Below are 21,453 nucleotides of genomic sequence, written 5' to 3' on the forward strand. Positions count from 1 at the left end.
CGGATCGGCGGGGCCTTTCGCACAGGTCCGGGACGCTGACGGCCCGAGCGGTGGATCAGCGCTCCAGGAACGCGAACAGATCCTCCCAGCGCCGGACGATCTCGTCCGTGCGGTAGCGCTGGATGTTCTTCCGGGCCGCGTTTCCGAGCCGGTCGCGCAGGTCCTGGTCGGCCAGGAGTGAGTCCAGGCGACGTGCGAAGAGCAGGGTGTTGCCGGGCGGCGCGAGCAGACCGTCCTCGCCGTCCCGGATGATCTCGCGGATGCCGGGCGCCACGTCGAAGGCCACACACGGAACACCCGTCGCCATGGCCTCCAGGAGCGAGAGCGGGAAGCCCTCGCCGCGCGAGGCCAGCGTGAAGACCGCGCCGTCCTTCAGCGCGCCCGCCGGGTCGTCGGTGCGGCCCATCCACTCCACCGAACCGTCCAGACCGAGCTCGCCGCACTGGCGGCGCAGCGCCTCCTCGTCGGAGCCCGTGCCGTATATCCGCAGCGTCCAGCCCGGGTGGCGCGGGGCGACCTCGGCCCAGGCGTCCAGGAGCAGGTCGGTGCCCTTCTCCTCGTGGAGACGGCCGATGCTCACCACGTGCTTGGTGGTGCGCTCCGAGGGCGTCTCGGGGAAGAACGGCAGCGGGTTCGGCATGAAGTCGACGTTGTCGAGCCTCTGTTGGGCCCACAGGTCGGCGTCCTCGCGGGTCAGCGCGAGCAGCCGGTCGACGTCTTTGTAGAACCGCTTGACCCGCCCGAACCGGGAGGACCTGCGGCACGTCTCGAACGACTCGTGGGTCATGCCGATGACCGTGACGTTGGAGGTGTCGGCCAGCGCCACCCACTCCATCGCCCACACCTGCGTGACGATGACGACCGCTCCCGGCCCGGCCTGCTGGAACATCCGGGTGAGCTTGGCGGCCTGCGCCTGCATGCCGGCGGCACGGGCCGTGCGACGGCGGTGCTCGGCCAGGTTCAGCTTGCCCCTGAGGCCACGCGGGCCCGGCACCGACGGCGGATGGACGTCGTACAGCGTCGTCGTCAGGTACGGCAGGTCGTCGCCGAGCTCGAAGGGGTGACTCGGCGGGGTGATGCCAACCATGTGCACCCGGTTGCCGTTGGCCGCGAACAGCCCGGCCATCTGGTGCGACCAGGTGGCGACGCCGCCCAGCTCGTTGACGGCGTTCGAGACGAAGAAGATGTCACGGCCGCCGTCCCTGGCGGTCTGCTCGGTCACTTGCCGCTCCCGGGGGTGAAGAACTTGGCAACGATCTGCTGGGCGGCAGTGCCCTTGTCGTACTCGCCGAACTCGGCCGCGAAGAGCTCCCGCGCCCGGGCGTACTCGGTGTCCGCCGACTTGAACTCGTCCACCGCAGCGAACAGCGCGGCCTCGGTGGCGACGACCGGACCCGGCGCCTTCTCCCGCAGGTCGAAGTAGGTGCCGCGGGTCTCGCCCGCGTACTCCTCGTAGTCGTACGTGAAGAAGATCATCGGGCGGTCCAGGAGCGTGTAGTCGAACATCAGCGACGAGTAGTCGGTGATGAGACCGTCCGCGAGGACCAGGAGCGGCGAGATGTCATAGCCCTGGGAAACGTCGATCACGCGGCCGCGCACCGAGGGCGGGAGCACGACCTGGTTGAGGTAGTGCGAGCGGATCAGCAGCGTGTAGTCGTCGCCGAACCGGTCCGCGAACGCCTCGACGTCGAAGGGCAGCTCGAAGCGGCGCACCGAACCCTGGGGCGTGGCCCGGAACGTCGGCGCGTACAGCAGGACCTTCTTCGCCGGATCGATCTTCAGGGCGGCGGCGAGCGGGCCCCGCTCGCGCGCACCGGATTCGGTCTCCTTCTCACGGGCCTTGACGAGCTCGTCGTTGCGCGGGTAGCCGGTGCGCAGCAGCCGGTCCTCGCGCAGCCTGAAGCCCCGGGCCAGGGTGCGTACGTCGTGCTCGGAGCGGACCAGGAAGTGATCGAAGCGGTCCAGGCCCCGCTGGTGGCGCTCCCGTTCGGGACGGCTGAGCACCTTCATCTGCGGCAGGTCGAACCCCATCCGCTTGAGTGCGCTGCCGTGCCACGTCTGGATGTAGGTGGTGCCGGGCCGCTTGGTCAGCGCCGGGGGGAAGCCCTGGTTGTCGATCCAGAACTCGGCCTGGGCGAGCGCCCGCAGATAGGGGTAGCTCCAGCGCCGCACCAGCGTGGCGTCCTTGGGGAAGCCGGTCGGCTTGGCGCCCTCGTACGACCAGACGGCCTCGAAGTCGACGTTCTGGCGGCGCATCTCGTCGTAGATCGCCTTCGGGCTGTCACTGAACTGCTTGCCCATGTGGCTTTCGAAGACCACCAGACCCTTGCGGATCGGCAGCTTGGAGAGCACCTCGTGGTAGACGCGCGTTTTGGTGTGGCCCGAGTTGAGGTCCTTCTTCACTCGGCGGGCCCTGCGCAGGCCCTTCTTGGCGACGCCGGCGGCCCTGCTTTGCAGGGCCTCCTCGATCAGGCCCTGGGTGCGCACGGAGGCCGCGCCCGAGGACGTCAGGACGTAACTCAGGTTGCCCTTCTTGGAGATGGACGGCTCGATGCGGTCGGAGACCAGGCGCGTCAGACGAGGTCGGATGTGCAGCGCATGACCCGAGTTCACGTCGATGGCGCCGGCCGAGACGCGGGTGGAGACCGTCTCGCCGTCGATGTCCATGTCGAGCCGGACGTCCCAGACCACGTCGATGATGCCCAGCGGGCGCAGCTTGCGCGCGATGTCCGCCTCGCCCGTCCAGTCGAGGGTGCGCCCCGCGTGGGTCAGCGAGGTCAGCGGGAAGCGGAAGGACTGAAGGCTGGTGCGGCGCGCGCGGAACTCCAGGGTGCCGCTCAGCTTCGCTCCGGGCTTGACGCGACCCAGCGGGTTCACCACGGAACCGCCGAGCCGTACCTTGCCATGGCCGTCATCCGAGTAGGAGGTGAGGCGATTGCCCAGCGACAGCTTGCTGAGCGGGCGGGTGTGATAGCCGGCCTCGGTGACATCGAGGATGCGTGCGCCCTCGGGGTCGTCCAAGTGCTCGGCGCACCAATAGATCCGACCGTTCTTCTCCACCAGCGGCGCGGAGAGCTTGCCGGCGCTGATGAGGGCGTCGGCCGCCGGCAGCAGGTTCGTCCAGTCCTCCTTGCCCAGGAGGTAGGCGCAGATCGCCTGGATGGGCTGAACCTCGGCGTAGGCCTGCGGGGAGATCGTCGCCAGGTAGCTGTTGGCGAGCTCCGCGAACTCGTGCCGGTAGGCGTCGTCGAGCAACGGAAGATCGCGCAGATGCAGTACGAGGTCGTGCTTGAGGAACTTGACGTCCTTGCGGAACTTGAGGTCGTCGTAGCCCTTCTCCTCCAACAGCTCGTCGACGCGCCGGTGGATCTCCATGCGGTGCACGAAGTTGGCGATCTCATGACGCCGGTTGCTGATCGACTTCGCGGCGGAGTTCTCCACGACGTTCCACGAGTACACGTGGTTGGGGATCAGCGCGATGCGGCGCGCGGCGACATAGGCCTGCGCGGAGAACAGCAGGTCCTCGTAGTGGATGCCGACCGGGAAGGACAGTCCCTGCTCCAGGAGGAAGTCACGCCGGTAGCACTTGTTCGTGGACAGGGTGTCGAAGACCAGCAGGTCGGGCATCTCGGTGATCGACTCGAGCGTGCGGCTCGTCGCATAGATCCACGGGTACCAGTCGACGGTCTTGCCGTGCCGGTTGTCCACGTGCACCCGCACACACATGCCGGAGACGAGGTCGGCGCCGGTGCGCTCGGCCGCGGCGACCATGTTCCGGCAGGCGTTCTTCTCCAGCACGTCGTCGCTGTCGAGGAATATCACGTACGTGCCAAGGGCCTCGGAGATGCCGTGGTTGCGGGGCGCTCCACAGCCACCGCTGTTCTGCGGCAGCTGGAACGCCCGCACCCGTCCCGGGTTCGCGGCCTGGAGCTCCTGGGCGACCTCGTAGGAGCGGTCCTTGCTGCAATCGTCGACGATCAGGACCTCGACGCTCTTGTGGGTCTGGTCCAAAGCGGACTGGACGGCCGTCGGCAGTCGATCGGCATCGTTGTAGACGATGACGATCACAGAGACGTCAGGCACTGGCACCTCAATCCTTTTGTGCTTGGCATGCGGTTCAACGCTACCTGGTATCCACGCCCCCCTCGGCAGCCGCCCGGGGCGGCCGTCGCCCGTTTGTGGAACGGGCGTGCCGCCCCTTTCAGCCCTTCGTTACGCAACCGTGAGAATGGAGTGGGCAACCAAGGCCCCCTCCCGGTCATCTCCCGATAGGGCCGTGCCGGCGGCGCAGGCCCGTCGGGAACGTCATACTTTTCCTCGGACCCTGTCCTGCCGCTGCGGCAGGACACTGCGGGCGAAGAAGTCACAGAGCGAGCGAACGAGAAGGCACGGTGCTGAAAACCTCCCCCGCGGAACCGGCGACGACCGAAGACAGCAGCCGCCCCCGCAGGAAGATCCTCGGGGCCCGGCTCCCCGGGGCCCAGACGCTGGCCGCCACCCTTTCGGCGCTGATCTCCATGGGCGCCTACTGTCTGGCGATGGCCGTTCACGGCACGTATCCCTTCGGGTCGCGCTCGCGGGCCGTCAACGACCTCGGCAACCAGTTCGTGCCGTTCCACGCGCACCTGTGGGACCTCATGCACGGCACCACCTCCGGTGACCTCGTCTTCAACTGGGGCAGCGGCTTCGGCGTCCCCTTCCTCGGGGACTTCTTCACCTATCTGATGAACCCCTTCTCCTGGCTCGTCGGGCTCTTCCCCCGCGACCAGGTCGAGATACCGGTCTTCCTGGTCACCCTGTTGAGCGTCGGCCTCGCCGCGTTCTTGATGACCGTCTTCCTCGGCCGGCTGCGCCCCGGCTCGCCCTGGCTGCGCGCCCTGCTCTCGGTCGGCTACGCCGTCAGCGCCTGGATGATCTCCGACGGGTTCTCCGACCCCATGTGGATGTGGGGCCTGGCCGCCTTCCCCATGCTCGGCATCGCCTCCGACTGGTGCCTGCGCGGCCGCCACTGGATCCCCGGCGCGCTGCTCGTCTTCGCCGCCTGGGCCGGCAACTTCTACATCGCCGCCATGGCCACCATCGGCATGGGCCTGGTCTTCGTCGTCCGGCTGATCCTGGAGGACACCCCGGTCCGCCACCGTCTGAACGTGGCGCTGCGGGCCGGCGCCATGACCGCGACCGGGCTGCTGCTCGCCGCCCCCGTCCTCACCGTCGGCCTCAAGGCCAGCAAGCTCTCCCAGCCCGCCCCCGACGCCTCCTACAAGGGCGCGCCCGGCGCCACGGACTACCTCGCGCACCTGCTGCCCGGCGGGCTGCTCGGCAACGCGCCGCAGATCTCCGTCGGCATCCTGCCGCTGCTCCTCGTCCTCGCCTTCCCCTTCATGCGACGGGTGCCGGGCAAGGAGCGCATCGCCTGGTGCGTGCTGCTCGTCCTGGTCGCCCTCTCCTACATCTGGGCGCCGACGATCCTGCTCTGGCACGGCCTGGCCATGCCCAACGGCAGCCCCTACCGCGCCTCCATCGCCCTCACCTCGATGCTGGTGATGGTCGCCTGGCTGGCGCTGTCCCGCCGCCCCAGCCCCCGGGAACTGCTGTACGGCGCCGCCGTGACCGCCGTCGTCGCGCTGGTCGCCCTGCGCGGTCCCTACGCCTCGGGCGCCACCTGGATCCTCACCATCGGCGGCGGAATCCTCGCCCTGGTGCTGCTGGTCCTGCTGCACCGCCACCGCGACGACCGCCGGATGCGCACCGTGCTGACCGGCGCGCTCGCGTGCGGCGTGTTCCTGTCGACCGCCTACTCCGTCTTCGCCGTCACCGTCATCCGCGACGGCAACGCCTGGTGGCAGCCGAAGCGGACCCTGGACTCCCGCTCGCTCGCCGCCCGCGACGCCGTCCGCGCCCACGACGACTGGCCCGCCACCCGCAGCGACCCCGGCCCGCACGAGTTCGCCAACAACGACCCCCTGCTCCTCGGCGGCCAGGGCGGCTCGTACTACAGCAGCTACGTCCCGGCGAAGACCGCCGCGGCCCTGCACGCCCTCGGCGCCGGCTGGTACATACAGGGCCGCCACACCCTGAGCTTCACCGACCCCGTCGGCCGCGCCATCATGGGCGTCGGCAGCTATCTGGACTGGGCCAAGAACGGCAACGGCTTCACCCAGCACGCGGTGGCCGCCCCGCCCGTGGTCACCCTGCGCCCCGGCAACGCCACCGACGCCAAGACCCACGACGCCTCGGTCTTCGCCCGCCAGGAGCGCGTGCTCGGCGCCACCGTCTACGACGTGCCCGCCCTCACCCCCGCCGGCGGCCCCACCCCGAAGACCGGGCGCTACAACGACTGGTGGCTGCCCGGCAACGCCAAGGGCGCCAAGTGGACGTCGTTCACCGCCCGTTGCACCCCCGGCAGCCAGGCCTACTGGTACGGACCCTGGTACGCGGGCAGCGTCCAGGCCCTCGGCACCACCACCGAACAGCACGGCCGCAACAGCATGACCAGCAACACCCTGCTGCCGCTCGGCACCGTCCCCGCGAGCGGCACCTTCACCGTCGCGCTCGGCACCCACAAGGCGCAGGGCGTCCCGCAGTTTCCCGTCGGCTGCCTGAACCAGGCCAAGCTGGATGCCGCCGTCGACCACCTCAAGGCGACCGCGCCCGTGAAGGTCACCGCCGGCGGCCACACCATCGACGCCACCTTCCGCGAGGGCACCACCGGCACCGTCGTGATCTCCACCCCGGCCGTCACCGGCTGGCAGTGCTCGGTCGACGGCAAGCCCGCCCGAGCCCCCGGTACTCTTGGCGGGCTGATGGCCGTCAACCTCGGCGACGGCGGATCCCGGCTCTCGTGCTCCTTCCAGACGCCCGGACTGAAGCCCGGACTGCTGGCGAGCGGGCTGGCCCTGGTGGCGCTGCTCGCCGTCGGGATCGGCGGCGCCGTCCGCACCCGGTCGTCCCGCTCCTCCTCCCCGTCTTCTGCCAACGGAAAGCACTGATGATGAAGCTGTCGGTCGTCGTCCCCTGTTACAACGAAGAAGCGGTCATCGACCAATTCGACGCCAAGACCCGCAGCGTGCTCGACGCCCTCGGGATCGAGTACGAGATCTGCTACGTGGACGACGGCAGCCGGGACAAGACGCTCCAGCACCTGCGCGCGCTCGCCGACACCCACCCCGACGCCACCCGCTACGTCTCCTTCAGCCGCAACTTCGGCAAGGAGGCCGGCATGCTCGCCGGGCTGCGCGAGGCCACCGGCGACGCCGTCGTCATCATGGACGCCGACCTCCAGCACCCGCCCGAGCTCATCGAGCAGATGCTGGACCTCTACCAGCTGGGCCACGACCAGATCATCGCCCGCCGCACCCGCGAGGGCGACAAGAAGGTCCGCTCCGCCCTGAGCCGCATCTACTACCGCGCGGTCAACAAGTGGGTCGACGTCGAACTCACCGACGGCGTCGGCGACTTCCGCATGCTGTCGCGGCCCGCCGTGGACGCGCTGCTGTCGCTCGGCGAGTACAACCGCTTCTCCAAGGGCCTGTTCTCCTGGATCGGCTTCGACACCGTCACCTTCGACTACCAGAACGCCCAGCGCGAGGCCGGCGAGACCAAGTGGAAGTTCGGCTCGCTGCTGAACTACGGCATGGACGGCCTGATCTCGTTCAACAACCGGCCGCTGCGCCTGGCGATCTGGCTCGGCGCGCTCCTGACCGGGGTCGGCGCCGCCTATGCGCTGTGGATCGTCATCGACGCCATCACCAACGGTCCGGGCCAGCCGGGCTACACCACCCTCGTCGCCATCATCGTCGGCCTCGGCGGGGTGCAGATGGTGATGCTGGGCCTGATCGGCGAGTACATCGGCCGCATCTACTACGAGACCAAGCGCCGCCCGCACTTCCTGGTCAAGGAGGCGCACGGCTTCCCCGGCAAGCCCGAGGGCGTCCAGCGCCGCGAGGTGTACCGCTCCAAGCAGGGGGACAAGGTCCTCTGATGCCCAGTCAGCTCGGGCAGGTGATCAGATTCGGCTTCGTCGGCGGAGTCAACACCTGCACCTTCTACGCCTTCTACTGGCCCCTGCTGCACCTGGCGAAGCTGCCCTACTTCGTCGCGTACACCATCGCCTTCCTGCTCAGCATGGTCGGCTCGTTCTTCCTCAACACCTACTTCACCTATCGCACCAAGCCGAGCTGGAAGAAGTTCCTGCTCTTCCCGCTCACCAACGTCACCAACTTCGTGGTGCAGAGCGCAGGCCTGTTCGCCCTGGTGCACTGGGTCGGGATGAACAAGACGATCGCCCCGCTGGTCGCCGCCGTGGTGGCGATCCCCTTCACCTATGTGCTGTCGCGCCGGATCCTGGTGCCCAAGCAGCCCGAGCCGGACGAGACGGACGAGACCCCGAGCGGCGCGCCGAAGATCCCGGTCAAGTAGGCGGCCACCACCCCACGACGAAAGGGGGCGGACACCCACGGTGTCCGCCCCCTTTCGCATACCTCAGGACAGGCCCTAGACGCGGCTGCCGGCGCTCTCCTGCCCCGCCGGCGCCCACTCGCCGAACTGCGCTCCCGGCCGCGACTGCCGGGCCGCGTACAGCTGGCCGTCCGTACCGAGCGCCGCCAGCACCGCGCGGCCCTCCACGTCCTGCGCCATCCCCGGTATCCCCACGAACTGCACGCCCGGAGCCTCCCAGCCTGCCTGCCGGCCCGAGCCGTCCGACGCCGGCACCACCCGGCCCTGCTCGTCCCTGGCCGCCAGCACCAGCGCCCCGCCGTTCCCGCTCAGCCGGTACGCCGAAACCCGCCCGTAGCCGCCCGCCGGAGTGCGCCGCGCCACCTTCCACGCCACGCCCGACACACCCGGAGCGGCCTCGGGAGAAGCCACCGCCACCTGGGCGGTGCCCGCCTGGCGGTAGACGGCGAGCGCGCCGCCCTTGCCGTCCGCGACCAGGCTCACCGCGCTGCCCGACGGCGTCAGACCCGTCGGCGCCGACAGCTTCGGCACCTGGCCGGGGGCCGGAGAGACCCAGTGCAACACCGTCTGGGCGGTCGGAGCCGCCACATGGAGGCGGCCCGAGGTGTCGACAAGGGCGTCGATGCCCTCCACCACCAGCGGGTGCACGGGCTCCTTGCCCGGCGGGTGGTCCAGCAATTGCCACGCCCCCCAGCCCTTGCCGCCCTTGCCGCTGCGCAGCGCGATGTCACCCGCCCAGTTCCTGGCCAGCACGTGCACGGTGCCGTCCGGGGAGACGGCGATCGCGGGATAGCCCGTCTCCAACGACTTCTCGGGAGCCGCATCCGGTGTGCCCAGCGACGACCACGCCCCGAACGTGGGCGCCCCCTCGGGGCCCACACCGTTCTGGAGGACGCACACCAACTCCTTGTGGTGCTTTTGGCCCTTGAACGGCAGCACGGTACGCGTGGCGAACAGCTGAAGCGTTCCATCAGGGTGACGCGCCACCTCCACCTGCGGATCCAGCGGACCACCCGCACTGCCCACCACGTCGAACGGCCCCGCCCAGGGCCCCTTGCCGGCCTCGCGCTCCACCCAGCAGCGCACCGCGCCGTTGAGCACCGCGAACGCGGCCAGCCGGCCGTCCTTGAGCGGCGCCAGCCAACGCGAGGTGCCCGGCGCGCGGGTACGGGTGCCGCGCGCCCAGCCGGCCCCGCCCCCCTTCAACCCGTTCGCCCCCACCTTGAGGTCACCGCAGCCCGCGGCGTCCCCGCAGTCCCGGCGGTCCACCCAGCCGTACGCGTTCAACAACTGGGCCGTCCGCCGCGTGGTCGCCGCGTCCAGCGACGGCGGCGTGTAGTTGGTCGGGTAGCCGATGTAGCTGGACACCGACGCCGCACGCCGCTTGCCGCCGCCCCAGTACCGCTCCATGGCGGCCTGCATGAACTGGGCCGAGGAGGTGTGGTCCTGATGGTCCAGATAGCTCAGACCGCGCAGTATCGTCGGCGCGCTCATCATCGCCACCGTCTCCCGCGGCGCGTGCAGGGGAGTGGGATCCAGGGTCCGTATCACCGTCGGATCCACCCGCGCGATCGTCGCCACCAGGGCGTCGATGATCTGGTCACGCGTATAGGCGCGCGGCATCCGCACCGTGCTGCCCGTGCCCGGAAGCGTCGGCAACTCCTTGACGGCGCCCAGCCACAGACCCCGCAGGCTCACCGGGCGCGGCACGCTCACATAGCGCGCCTCGCACAACCCCATGTAGATCAACTGCACATGGGGGGCCGATTGCAGATAGTGCAGCTCGGAACGGAAGCCCGGCAGCAGCTCCACCGGCTCCACCGTCCACGGGCTGTTGTCGTCACCCGTCGCCATCATCGCGTTGGCGGCCCGCAGCCCGTTTATGCGCGCCCGCGCGAAACCCGGCCGGTCCGTCTTCGCCGTCTTGAACTGCGGTGACTTGCCCGGCGCGTTGCGTCCGTCCGACTCGCCGCTCGTCATGCACACCGTCACCGACAGGGCGCCGCTGCGTATCGACTGCTCCAGGTCGGGGTTCATGAAGTAGATGCTGTCGTCGGCGTGCGCGATCACATGCAGATACGCCTGATTGGCCGAATCGGACGCCGGCTTGCCCGTCGTCGTCCCCGTGGACGGACTCGCGAGACCGCCCCCGCCCCGCGGTGCCAGCCACTGCCATCCGCCGTAGGCCAACGGCGCCGCCACCAGGCCGCCCCCGGCGACCTGTAGCAGACGTCGGCGAGATGGTGACGACGGCATTCGGCACGCTCCTTGTCGCATCCATGTGCCCCGAGTCCCCCGGGCGTCCGCCATGGAGTTGTTCGAACAGTCATCAGGAGGGAGGGCGTAGCGGCTCCCCAGGTTTCACTTCCGCCGCGAAATTTGCCCGGCCGGTATAAAACCGCACGGTACGGACGTGTGGGCTTCAGCACCCCGTCCCACCACGACATCCCCAGTTTTCACACTTTTTCGAGCTTAAAGGTCAGGTGCACGGCCTTGATGAGACTGTCCGCCGACTGGAACCTCCAAGCGCCCACCGCCCGTCCTGACATAGATTTCACCGTGTGACAGTGGCAAGGCAGCAGGTGGCACAGGCCCGCAGGATTGTAGTCAAGATCGGTTCGTCCTCGCTCACCACCGCCTCCGGTGGACTCGACGCGGACCGGGTCGACGCCCTCGTCGACGTGCTCGCCAAAGCGCGCAGCGGCGGCGAGAAGGAGATCGTGCTCGTCTCCTCCGGCGCCATCGCCGCCGGCCTCGCCCCGCTCGGCCTGCGCCGCCGGCCCAAGGACCTCGCCCGCCAGCAGGCCGCCGCCAGCGTCGGCCAGGGCCTCCTCGTCGCGCGCTACACCGCCTCGTTCGCCCGCTACGGCGTACGCGTGGGACAAGTGCTGCTCACCACCGACGACACCAGCCGGCGCGCCCACTACCGCAACGCCTACCGCACCCTCGACCAGCTGCTGGCCATGGGCGCCCTGCCCGTCGTCAACGAGAACGACACCGTCGCCACCGACGAGATCCGCTTCGGTGACAACGACCGCCTCGCCGCCCTGGTCGCCCATCTCGTCCGCGCCGACCTGCTCGTCCTGCTCTCCGACGTCGACGGCCTCTACGACGGCGACCCCGCCAAACCCGGCACCTCGCGGATAGACGAAGTACGCGGCCCCGACGACATCGCCCACGTCCAGATCGGCAGCGCCGGCAAGGCCGGCGTCGGCACCGGCGGCATGGTCACCAAGGTCGAGGCCGCCCGCATCGCGGCGGCCGCCGGCATCCCCGTCGTCCTCACCTCCGCCAGCCACGCCGCCGACGCCCTGGCCGGCCGCGCCACAGGCACCCACTTCCACCGCACCGGGCGCCGCTCCGCCGACCGCCTGCTGTGGCTCGCCCACGCCTCCACCCCGCAAGGCGCCCTGATCCTCGACGACGGAGCCGTCCGCGCCATCGTCGACGGCCACAAATCGCTGCTCCCCGCCGGGATCGCCGCCGTCGAAGGCGACTTCGTCGCGGGCGACCCCGTCGAGCTGCGCGACCTCCAGGGCCGCGCCATCGCCCGCGGCCTCGTCAACTTCGACGCCAAGGAACTGCCCCGGCTCCTCGGTCACTCCACCCACGACCTCGCCCGAGAACTCGGCCCCGGCTACGAGCGCGAAGTCGTACACAGGGACGATCTGGTCGTCCTGCACCCCTGAAACGGCTGAAAGTCCAGCCATAAGACAGACACCTTCAGGAAAACCACCCCGCGCCCGGCCTCGGGCTGGTCAACTTTGAAGACGGGGGTACGCGCGGACCGGAACCCGCGCAGTACCGCACCGCATCGCACACAGCAGCACAGGAGGCCGCCGGTGAGACGAGCGCGCCCGGGGGCGGCGCCCCGAGGGACGACGGCTGAGCGGACCCTGACCAGTGTGGGGACGGGGGCCGACGTCGAAGCCACAGAGGTACCCGAAAAGGCCGGGGACACCCCCAGGCTGTGGCACATCACGCTCAGCGTCTGCGGAGCCGAGGCGCCGCTGACGGAGGTCCGCCGCGGCCTCGAACAGCTCGCCCACGACCATCCCTTTCTGCTGACCAGCCGCTACGCCGGTGACCACGCCGAAATCCGCTACTGGGAAGAGGCCCGCGACCTCCATGACGCGGCAGCCGTCGCGCTGCGCCTGTGGGGCGAACACCGCTCGACCGCCAAGCTCCCGCCCTGGGAGATCGTCGGCCTGGAAGTCATCGACCGCGGCACCTACCACCAGCGGCTCGCCGAGGGGTACGGGCCACCACCGGCCGCACCCGTGGGCGTCCACCCCTTCTGACCCGACCGTCCACCCCGTCTCGGTCAGTGGAACCGGGGCGAAACGCCCGGCCCGCGCGCATTACCCTGCGGACATGGCTTCGCACTCCTCGCCCACGCCGGCTCCCGCCCACGACGACATGTCCCCGGTCACGCGCACCGCCCACCGGGCGCGCGCCGCGGCCGCCGAGATCGCGCCACTTCCGCGCGCGGTCAAGGACGAGGTGCTGCTCGCGATCGCCGACGCCCTCGAAGCGCGGACCGCCGAGATCGTCGAGGCCAACGCCCTCGACGTCGCCAAGGCCCGCGAGGCCGGCACCAGCGAAACCGTCATCGACCGGCTCACCCTCGACCCCGAGCGGATCCGCGCCATCGCCTCCGACGTGCGCGACGTGGCGGCCCTGCCCGACCCCGTCGGCGAAGTCGTCCGCGGCTCCACCCTGCCCAACGGCATCGACCTGCGCCAGATCCGCGTCCCGCTCGGCGTCGTCGGCATCATCTACGAGGCCCGGCCCAATGTGACCGTGGACGCCGCGGCCCTCTGCCTCAAGTCCGGCAACGCCGTCCTGCTGCGCGGCTCGTCCTCCGCCTACGCCTCCAACACCGCCCTCGTACGCGTCCTGCGCGACGCGGTCGAGGGCACGGGCCTGCCCGCCGACGCCATCCAGCTGGTACCCGGCGAATCCCGGGACTCCGTACGGGAGTTGATGCGCGCCCGTGGCCTCGTCGACGTCCTCATCCCGCGCGGCGGCGCCTCGCTGATCCGCACCGTCGTCGAGGAATCCATCGTCCCCGTCATCGAGACCGGCACCGGCAACTGCCACGTCTACGTCGACGCCCAGGCCGACCTCGACATGGCCGTCGACATCCTGATCAACTCCAAGGCCCAGCGGCCCTCGGTCTGCAACTCCGCCGAAACCCTCCTCGTCCACCGGGACATCGCGGACGCCTTCCTGCCGCGCGCCCTGAACGCGCTCGCCGAGGCCAACGTCACCGTCCACGCCGACGAACGCGTGCGGGCCTACGCGGACGCCTCCAAGGCCACCGTCGTGGAAGCCACGACCGAGGACTGGGAGACCGAATACCTCTCGTACGACATCGCCGCGGCCGTCGTCGACTCCCTGGACGCGGCCGTCGCCCACATCCGGCGGTGGACCTCCGGACACACCGAGGCCATCGTCACCACCTCCCAGGCCGCGGCCCGCCGCTTCACCCAGCTGGTGGACTCCACCACCGTCGCCGTCAACGCCTCCACCCGGTTCACCGACGGAGGCCAGTTCGGATTCGGCGCGGAAATCGGCATCTCCACCCAGAAGCTGCACGCCCGCGGCCCCATGGGACTGCCCGAACTGACCTCGACGAAGTACATCGTCACCGGCGACGGCCACATCCGCTAGCCACCCCGACTCCCTTTCCCGGCAGGCGAGTTCCGTCACCGGCTGCCCAAACCGGCCCGCCCACGGCTACCCTGAACGGGTGCCGGACGACGCAGGGGGCGGGCCGTTCCCGGACGGCTGGGAGCCCGACGACGACCGCGGGGGCGCGGACGATGAATTCGCCTCCGTGGTCTTCGACGAGGACTTCGTACGAGCCGCCGAAATCCATGAACCCAGCGCCGTCGAGCGGCTGCTCGCCGCCGCCCAGGCCCGCGCCGAAGCCGAGGCGGCCCGCGCCCGCGCGGGCGCCGGAGCCCCCGACGACGAGCCCTACGACGACGGCTACGAATCCGACCCCTACCGCCCCGGCCGCGACCCGGGCGACCTCGGCGGCCCCGGCCTGTCCGGCGGCGCCGAAGCCGGCCCCTACGGCCGCTTCGGCGGCGCCCTGCGCCCCTACCGCGGGCACGCCCGCTGGCACCGGCCCATCGCCTGGCTCCTGGCCGTGATCATGGGCATCGGCATGGTCGCCCTCGCCTTCTCCGCCGTCTACCGAGGCGCCTCCTCCGACCACGAGGACAAGATCCCGCCCTCGCCCCCGGCCACGAGCAACGTCGACAACCCGACGATCGCGGCCGGCACGGGGAGCGCGGGGAGCGCGGGGGGTGCCGGCGGCGCGGCGGGGAGCTCGGGGTCGGTCGGCGGGGCGGCCTCGGGCGGTGCTGAGGGACCACAGGGGGCCCTGGCGCCGGGTGAGGGTTTGGCCCCGGCCGATTCGCTGCCCCTCGGGCCCCACCCGCCCGTCTGAACAACCCGAGAACCGTCGCGTCGGGAATCGTCAGAAGTTGTCGTGGACCAGCGCGTTTACCCACCCCCCGCCGGACCTACCCTGAAGGTATGGCAGGGCGCGGAGAGCCACCCGAGGGGACACCGGAGGGCCTCCCCGGCGGTGGCGACGACGAGTACCGGTCCGTCGTCTTCGACGAATCGTTCGTCCGCGCTGCACGCCTCCAGGAGTATTCCGCCCAGGAGCGGATGGGCGAGCACGCCCGGGCCGTGCGGTCCCGTTCGAGCTGGTCCCTCAGACCCTCCTCCAAACCCGCCGTCGCCTTGGTGCTGCTGCTCCTCATAGCCTTCAGCACCGCCATCTACATGGGCATCCGCCACCCCTACCAGCCGCCGCTCACCGGCCACCCCGAGCCGCTGCGGATGACCGTCATCCCGCTGGCCCCCGAGGGCCCGGTCCCGGGCGGTGACGCCGAGCGGCTCTTCGCGCACAGCCCGGCCGCCCAGTTCCGGATCGGCGGATCGGGGATCAGCCTGCCGTCGGCCGCCAAGACCGCGCACTTCTCCGAATCGCAGGTGATGAACGCGCTGTCCATCGCCAAGGACTACCTGATCAAGTCCTCCCTCGACCCGGACGTCCTCGCCGGCGGCCCCGACCACCAGATCCGGGTACTGCTCGACCCCGATCTGATGGCCCAGTTCGACCAGAGCCTGGCCACTCCGGCCGGTGACGGCCGGCACTCCGCGACCGGCTGGCTGGTGCGCTTCGATCCGGCCGAGGTGGCCCTCGCCGATCCCCGGATCCGGGTCCAGGGGGCGATGAGCTACGCGGAGTCCGGCACGGACGCACTCACCGTCGCCGCCGACTACGTCTTCGTGTACGCCCTGCGGCCCGCCGGGAACGCCCCGCACCCGCCCGGCGCCTCGCTCTTCACGGTCCGCCGCGAGCTGCACTTCCGGCTCGACCGCGAAGACCTACGGGTCAACCGCACCGAGATCCAGTCCAGCACCGTCGAGGCCGGTCCGCAGGCCTGCTCGGCCGAGGTCGCGAGCCGGCTGCGCCCGCTGCTGGCGGGGGAGCGGGCGAGTGCGCGGGGCCCGGCCGGCACCGACCCGTACGCGACCGGCCCCGCCCCCGAGGCGCTCTGCGGCACCCTGGCCACCGGGGCCCAGCCGTCATCGGGCGGATGACGTCCGGCCCGCGCCCCCCCCTTGGCTCGCCCCCCTTTCATCGCCCCCGTGAGGGCGCCCCCTCAGCCCTGGCCCTGCCCGTTCTGCCCCGGCTTTTGGTCCGTCGGCGGTTCGGCGTCGGGACCGGGTGCCGGGTCCGAGGGCGACGGCCGCGTCGCCGTGCCGGTGAACCTGTCGCGCAGCTTGCCGCCCAGGTCGGCCGTGCCGCCCGCGATGTCCCCGACGAGCTTCATCAGCGGGTCCTTGCTGCTCTTGACCGCGTCGGCGTACGAGGCCGCGGACTCGCGGAAGGAGTCGGTGACCGAGGTGTCCTTGTCCTCGTCGCGGCGCGGGTAGTGGCCGTCCATGATCCGCTGGTGGTCCCGGGACTCGGCCCACTTCTTCAGCTCGGCGGCACGGACCGTGGTGAACGGATGGGTGCGGGGCAGCACATTGAGGATCTTCAGCACGGAGTCACGCAGGTCGCCCCCGGACTCGTACTCCTCGGCCTGCTCCAGGAAGGCGTCCACGTTCATCTCGTGCAGGTGGTTGCCGCCCGCTATCTTCATCAGCCCCCGCATCGAGGCCTTCAGGTCCTGGCCCACGAGCAGCCCGGCCCGGTCCGCGGACAGCTCCGACTTGCGGAACCACTCGCGCAGCGCCGTCACGATCGCCATGATCGCGACATTGCCCAGCGGGATCCAGGCGACCTTGAGGGCGAGGTTGGTGAGGAAGAGCAGGATCGTGCGGTAGACGGAGTGGCCGGAGAGGGCGTGGCCGACCTCGTGGCCGACGACCGCGCGCATCTCCTCCTCGTCGAGCAGTTCGACCAGACCCGTCGTCACCACGATGATCGGCTCGTCGAGACCGATGCACATCGCGTTCGGCTGCGGGTTCTGAGTGACGTACATCGGCGGGACCTTCTCCAGGTCCAGGATGTAACAGGCGTCCCGCAGCATGGAGTTGAGATGGGCGAACTGGGCGTCGCTCACCCGTACCGAGTCCGAGAGGAACAGCAGCCTCAGGCTTCGCTCGGGCAGCAGCCCGCTGAGCGCCTTGAAGACGGTGTCGAAGCCGGTCAGCCTGCGCAGCGCGACCAGCGCCGAGCGGTCGGCGGGGTGTTCGTAGGCCCGGGAGGAGATCCCGGGAAACCTGCGCCGCTGCCTGCTCGGCACGTTGTCGTTGAAGTCCTCGGTCATGGGTGCCCCCTGTCGTTCGAGTCGTCGGCTCGTCCCCCTGACGACATCCACCCTAGGCGGTGGGGATACCGTGGCCCGGGGGCCTGTGGATAACTTTCGAGGAGACCTGCCATGTCGGACGCAACTCCGGGCGTACTGCCGGACGCCGTCACCGCTCTCGCCGACGCCTCGGGCCAGGGCCCGGGCGCCCTGCTGAGGATCCTGCTGCTTGCCTCCATGGTCGGCGCCGCCCTCCTGGCCTGGTTCCTGCTGCGCGGATACCGCTCGAACGGCGGCGACGACAACCACAACGACTGAGTCGGCGTGAGCGTGCCCGGGCCGCCCGCATACGATGTGCGCGAAGTCTCCGCCCCGACTCCCGGATAGGTCCTGCCGAAGATGAGCCTCCACAGCACCGCCGCCAACCTGGTCTCGCTCGCCGAAGGCGGCGCCGAGCACGGTGGCAACCACGAAAGCCTCCAGCCCTGGATGACCGGCGGCGGTGCGCTGCTCGCCCTGCTCCTCCTGCTCTGGATCACCACCCGCTTCAACCGCGACCGCTGAGTCGGGGCCGAAAAGCCGGGCCAGTAGGCTCTGCACGCATGGGAGAGCAGGAAGTGCCTACCGGTCCGGTGAAGCGACGCATCGGTGTGATGGGCGGAACGTTCGATCCGATCCATCACGGACACCTCGTGGCCGCCAGTGAGGTGGCCTCGCAGTTCCACCTGGACGAGGTCGTGTTCGTGCCGACCGGGCAGCCGTGGCAGAAGAGCCACAAACTGGTCTCCCTGGCCGAGGACCGCTATCTGATGACGGTCATCGCGACCGCGTCCAACCCCCAGTTCTCGGTCAGCCGCATCGAGATCGACCGCGGCGGGGCGACGTACACCATCGACACCCTGCGGGATCTGCGCGACCTCAACGCCGACGCGGACCTGTTCTTCATCACCGGGGCCGACGCGCTCGCCCAGATCCTCACCTGGCGCGACGCCGAGGAGCTGTTCTCGCTGGCCCACTTCATCGGAGTGACCCGGCCCGGCCACGTCCTGACGGACGACGGGCTGCCCGAGGGCGGGGTCTCGCTGGTGGAGGTGCCGGCCCTCGCGATCTCCTCGACGGACTGCCGGGCACGGGTCGCGCAGGGCGACCCCGTCTGGTATTTGGTTCCCGACGGTGTGGTCCGCTACATCGACAAGCGCCAGCTGTATCGCGGCGAGTGAGTCCAGCTGTACCGCCTGTACGTCGGCGAGTGGAAGAAGGCCACCGGTGAACGACCGCCAGTACGACCCGTATGCGCCGCAGGTGCAGCTGGTCGGGTACGACGAGTACGGCCGGCCGGTGTACCAGCAGGTCCAGCCGCAGCAGGCGTACGACCCGTACGGCCAACTCCAGGAGCCCCAGCAGCAGCAACAGCAACAGGGGTACGGGTACGACCAGACCCATGTCCCGCAGCAGTCGACGTACGACCCCTACGGGCAGCAACAACAGCCGCACCAGCATCAGCAGCAGCCGACGCACCAGCAGGCTCAAGCGCACCAACAGGCCCAGCAGGCACAGGAGTTCCAGGGCGCTCAGCAGTTTCCGCAGCAGGGCCACGGGCACGACTACGGCACCGCGCAGCAGCCGGTCGTCCCGGCCGCCCCGGCGCCGGATGCCGAGCCGCAGGACCCGCCCGTGGTGCCGCAGCAGCGGCGGGACGACCACGGTGCCGGCGCCGAACGCGACTACCGCACCGAGCAGTTCTCGTTCATCGAGGAACCCGACGAGGACTCCGAAGACGTCATCGACTGGCTCAAGTTCACCGAGAGCCGCAGCGAGCGTCGCGAGGAAGCCAAGCGCCGCGGCCGCCACCGTGTCATCGCGCTGATCGTGACCGTCGCGTTGATCGCGGTCGGCGGCATCGGCTACCTGTGGTTCGCCGGCAAGCTGCCCGGACTCTCGTCCTCCTCGGACACCAAGAACGGCGCCGCCACCCCGGCCGGCCCCCAGCAGCGCGACGTCATCGTGGTCCATCTGCACAACACCAAGGCGGGCGGCACCTCCACGGCGCTGCTCGTCAACAACGTGACCACCAAGCAGGGCACCACCGTGCTGCTGCCCAACTCGCTCGCGGTCTCCGACGACGAGGGCAACCGCACCACCCTGGGCAAGTCGGTGGACGCCGACGGCTCGCAGAGCACCCGCGAGTCGCTCTCCACCCTCCTCGGCGCCAAGATCACCGGCTCCTGGCGCCTTGACACCCCGTATCTCGAAAACCTGGTCGACCTCGTCGGAAACATCGACATCAGTACGGATGTGGACGTTCCCGGTGCCAAGCAGGGCGGCGATCCGCTGGTCAAGAAGGGCGACGACCAGACGCTCACCGGTCAGATGGCCGTCGCCTACGCCACCTACCGGGGCCCCGGCGAGCCCGAGACCAAGCAGCTCCAGCGGTTCGGCACGGTGATGTACGGGGTGCTGCGCAAGATCTCCGACGATCCGAAGGCCGCCACCGTCACCGTGCAGACGCTCGCGCAGATCCTCGACCCGTCGCTGCCGGACAGCGACCTGGGGGCCGCGCTGGCCAAGCTCGCCGAACACGCCAAGGTGGGCGCGTACAAGACGGCGCTCCTCCCGGTGCAGCCCGACGGCACGCTCAGCCAGCAGACCAGCGACAGCGTGGTCAAGGACGTCCTGGGCGGCAAGCTCGGCGCCGGGGCCGACAAGGGCTCCGCGCTGCGGGTCGGCGTCAAGAACGCCAGCGGCAACGCCAAGGCCTCCGAGGCCGCCCGGGTCGCCCTGATCAACGGCGGCTACGGGTTCGTCGACGCCGGAAGCGCCGGCGCGCAGGCCACCTCCCAGGTCCTGTACGGCGACGCGGCGAACAGGGCGAGCGCGGTCGAGGTCGCCAAGACGCTCAATCTGCCGGACAGCGCCGTCAAGCAGGGCAAGGCGGCCGCCAACGCCGACGTGTCGGTCGTCATCGGCAAGGATTACAAGATCACGAAGTGAGGCACCGGGCACTCCCGGGAGCAACCCTTTCGGGAGTGTCGGCGGTCCGTGAGATCCTGGAATTCGATCTGATCCGATCTGACCGCCGACGAAAGCCTGCTTGTGACCGCCACGGACCGTTCCATCGAGCTCATCACCGCCGCCGCTCAGGCGGCTGCCGACCGGCTCGCGCACGACATCATCGCGTACGACGTCAGTGATGTGCTGTCGATCACCGACGCCTTCCTGCTCGCCTCCGCGCCCAACGACCGCCAGGTCAAGTCGATCGTCGACGAGATCGAGGAGCGGCTCAACAAGGAGCTCGGCGCCAAGCCGGTGCGCCGCGAGGGCGACCGCGACGCCCGCTGGATCCTGCTCGACTACGTCGACATCGTCGTGCACGTCCAGCACAGTGAGGAGCGCGTCTTCTACGCCCTCGAGCGCCTGTGGAAGGACTGCCCCGAGCTGCCCCTCCCGGACGACGCCATGAAGACCCGCGGCAAGGCCGCCGAGCACGCCGCGCTGACCGGCGCCGACGAGACGGACGGTGAGCTGAGCTGAACGGCACCACCCAGGGCGGCAGGGGCCGCCGGATAGTCCTGTGGCGGCACGGCCAGACGGCCTGGAACCTGGAGCGCCGCTTCCAGGGCTCCACGGACATCGCGCTGACCGAGACGGGCATCGGGCAGGCGCATCGCGCCGCGCGCCTGCTGGCCGCGCTCAAGCCCGACGCGATCGTCGCCTCCGACCTTCAGCGGGCCGCCGCCACCGCCGCCGAGCTGGCGGCCGTGACCGGCCTGCCGGTCGAGCACGACTCGGCGCTGCGGGAGACGTACGCGGGCGCCTGGCAGGGGCTCACGCACGAGGAGATCGTCGCCCGCTACGGCGAGCAGTACGCGGCGTGGAAGCGCGGCGAGCCGGTGCGCCGGGGCGGCGGTGAGCTGGAGACCGAGGTCGCCGACCGGGCCGCCCCGGTCGTGCTGCGCCACGCCGACAAGCTGCCCGACGGCGGCACCCTCGTCGTCGTCAGTCACGGCGGCACCATCCGCACCACCATCGGCCGACTCCTCGGTCTTGAGGCGCACCACTGGGAAGGCCTGGGCGGCCTCACCAACTGCTGCTGGTCCGTCCTCGGCGAGGGCGCGCGCGGCTGGCGCCTGCTGGAACACAACGCCGGCACGCTCCCCGAGCCGGTCCTCGGCGACGACGACTAACCGCTGCTCAGAGGCGGTGCGGG

At 70.3% G+C, this 21,453-nt stretch carries 18 protein-coding genes; 14 read left to right on the plus strand and 4 right to left on the minus strand.

The window, feature by feature from the left end; translation table 11 throughout:
• Positions 1-55 precede the first annotated feature (55 nt).
• Positions 56-1,222, minus strand: coding sequence for a glycosyltransferase (locus tag DWB77_RS25290; protein WP_120723418.1), 1,167 nt, complete (start codon positions 1,220-1,222; stop codon positions 56-58).
• Positions 1,219-4,089, minus strand: coding sequence for a bifunctional glycosyltransferase/CDP-glycerol:glycerophosphate glycerophosphotransferase (locus DWB77_RS25295; RefSeq protein ID WP_120723419.1), 2,871 nt, complete (start codon positions 4,087-4,089; stop codon positions 1,219-1,221). The genes DWB77_RS25290 and DWB77_RS25295 overlap by 4 nt, the downstream gene beginning before the upstream one ends.
• A gap of 302 nt (positions 4,090-4,391) precedes the next feature.
• On the opposite strand from DWB77_RS25295, the gene DWB77_RS25300 reads away from it, so the two are divergent.
• From DWB77_RS25300 to DWB77_RS25310, 3 genes are read left to right on the plus strand one after another with little or no spacing between them, the layout of a single operon-like run.
• The gene (locus tag DWB77_RS25300) at positions 4,392-6,989 is read left to right on the plus strand and encodes a YfhO family protein (RefSeq protein ID WP_120723420.1); all 2,598 of its coding nucleotides are present in this window, start codon (positions 4,392-4,394) and stop codon (positions 6,987-6,989) included.
• Between the two features lie 2 nt (positions 6,990-6,991).
• Positions 6,992-7,981: a glycosyltransferase family 2 protein gene (locus DWB77_RS25305; protein WP_120728224.1), complete on the plus strand. Its 990-nt coding sequence runs from the start codon at positions 6,992-6,994 to the stop codon at positions 7,979-7,981.
• On the plus strand, positions 7,981-8,418 hold the full coding sequence (locus DWB77_RS25310) for a GtrA family protein (protein WP_120723421.1): 438 nt from the start codon (positions 7,981-7,983) through the stop codon (positions 8,416-8,418). Before DWB77_RS25305 ends, DWB77_RS25310 begins: the two co-directional genes overlap by 1 nt.
• A 75-nt stretch (positions 8,419-8,493) precedes the next feature.
• On the opposite strand, the gene DWB77_RS25315 is transcribed toward DWB77_RS25310, so the two are convergent.
• Entirely contained in the window at positions 8,494-10,713 is a 2,220-nt protein-coding gene (locus DWB77_RS25315) for a PIG-L family deacetylase (RefSeq protein ID WP_120723422.1), read from the minus strand.
• A 305-nt stretch (positions 10,714-11,018) separates the two neighbouring features.
• On the opposite strand from DWB77_RS25315, the gene proB reads away from it, so the two are divergent.
• The 5 genes from proB to DWB77_RS25340 all read left to right on the plus strand — a co-directional run bounded on the left by proB (position 11,019) and on the right by DWB77_RS25340 (position 16,089).
• Positions 11,019-12,146, plus strand: coding sequence for a glutamate 5-kinase (gene proB, locus DWB77_RS25320; RefSeq protein ID WP_120723423.1), 1,128 nt, complete (start codon positions 11,019-11,021; stop codon positions 12,144-12,146).
• A gap of 153 nt (positions 12,147-12,299) precedes the next feature.
• Positions 12,300-12,758 (plus strand): hypothetical protein, encoded by a 459-nt coding sequence (locus DWB77_RS25325; RefSeq protein ID WP_120723424.1) that lies wholly within the window; start codon positions 12,300-12,302, stop codon positions 12,756-12,758.
• Positions 12,759-12,831: 73 nt separating this feature from the next.
• A complete protein-coding gene (locus DWB77_RS25330) occupies positions 12,832-14,133 on the plus strand; it encodes a glutamate-5-semialdehyde dehydrogenase (protein WP_120723425.1) in 1,302 nt (433 codons plus the stop codon).
• A gap of 79 nt (positions 14,134-14,212) precedes the next feature.
• A complete protein-coding gene (locus DWB77_RS25335) occupies positions 14,213-14,920 on the plus strand; it encodes a hypothetical protein (protein WP_246033629.1) in 708 nt (235 codons plus the stop codon).
• 89 nt (positions 14,921-15,009) lie between these two features.
• A complete protein-coding gene (locus DWB77_RS25340) occupies positions 15,010-16,089 on the plus strand; it encodes a hypothetical protein (RefSeq protein ID WP_120723426.1) in 1,080 nt (359 codons plus the stop codon).
• Between the two features lie 62 nt (positions 16,090-16,151).
• Here the strand turns inward: DWB77_RS25340 and DWB77_RS25345 are convergent, their stop codons facing one another.
• Entirely contained in the window at positions 16,152-17,267 is a 1,116-nt protein-coding gene (locus DWB77_RS25345) for a M48 family metallopeptidase (RefSeq protein WP_120723427.1), read from the minus strand.
• A gap of 111 nt (positions 17,268-17,378) precedes the next feature.
• On the opposite strand from DWB77_RS25345, the gene DWB77_RS25350 reads away from it, so the two are divergent.
• The 6 genes from DWB77_RS25350 to DWB77_RS25370 all read left to right on the plus strand — a co-directional run bounded on the left by DWB77_RS25350 (position 17,379) and on the right by DWB77_RS25370 (position 21,430).
• Positions 17,379-17,564 (plus strand): hypothetical protein, encoded by a 186-nt coding sequence (locus tag DWB77_RS25350; RefSeq protein WP_120723428.1) that lies wholly within the window; start codon positions 17,379-17,381, stop codon positions 17,562-17,564.
• A gap of 81 nt (positions 17,565-17,645) precedes the next feature.
• On the plus strand, positions 17,646-17,810 hold the full coding sequence (locus DWB77_RS37965) for a hypothetical protein (RefSeq protein WP_162952611.1): 165 nt from the start codon (positions 17,646-17,648) through the stop codon (positions 17,808-17,810).
• A 38-nt stretch (positions 17,811-17,848) separates the two neighbouring features.
• Positions 17,849-18,466, plus strand: a complete 618-nt coding sequence (nadD, locus tag DWB77_RS25355; protein ID WP_120723429.1) for a nicotinate-nucleotide adenylyltransferase — start codon at positions 17,849-17,851, stop codon at positions 18,464-18,466.
• Between the two features lie 46 nt (positions 18,467-18,512).
• Positions 18,513-20,237, plus strand: coding sequence for an LCP family protein (locus DWB77_RS25360; protein WP_120723430.1), 1,725 nt, complete (start codon positions 18,513-18,515; stop codon positions 20,235-20,237).
• 102 nt (positions 20,238-20,339) lie between these two features.
• Complete coding sequence (rsfS, locus tag DWB77_RS25365) at positions 20,340-20,777, plus strand: ribosome silencing factor (protein ID WP_100578254.1); 438 nt, start codon at positions 20,340-20,342, stop codon at positions 20,775-20,777.
• Complete coding sequence (locus DWB77_RS25370) at positions 20,774-21,430, plus strand: histidine phosphatase family protein (protein ID WP_120723431.1); 657 nt, start codon at positions 20,774-20,776, stop codon at positions 21,428-21,430. Before rsfS ends, DWB77_RS25370 begins: the two co-directional genes overlap by 4 nt.
• Positions 21,431-21,453 lie beyond the last annotated feature (23 nt).

The organism is Streptomyces hundungensis, from assembly GCF_003627815.1.
Classification (GTDB): Bacteria; Actinomycetota; Actinomycetes; order Streptomycetales; family Streptomycetaceae; genus Streptomyces; species Streptomyces hundungensis_A.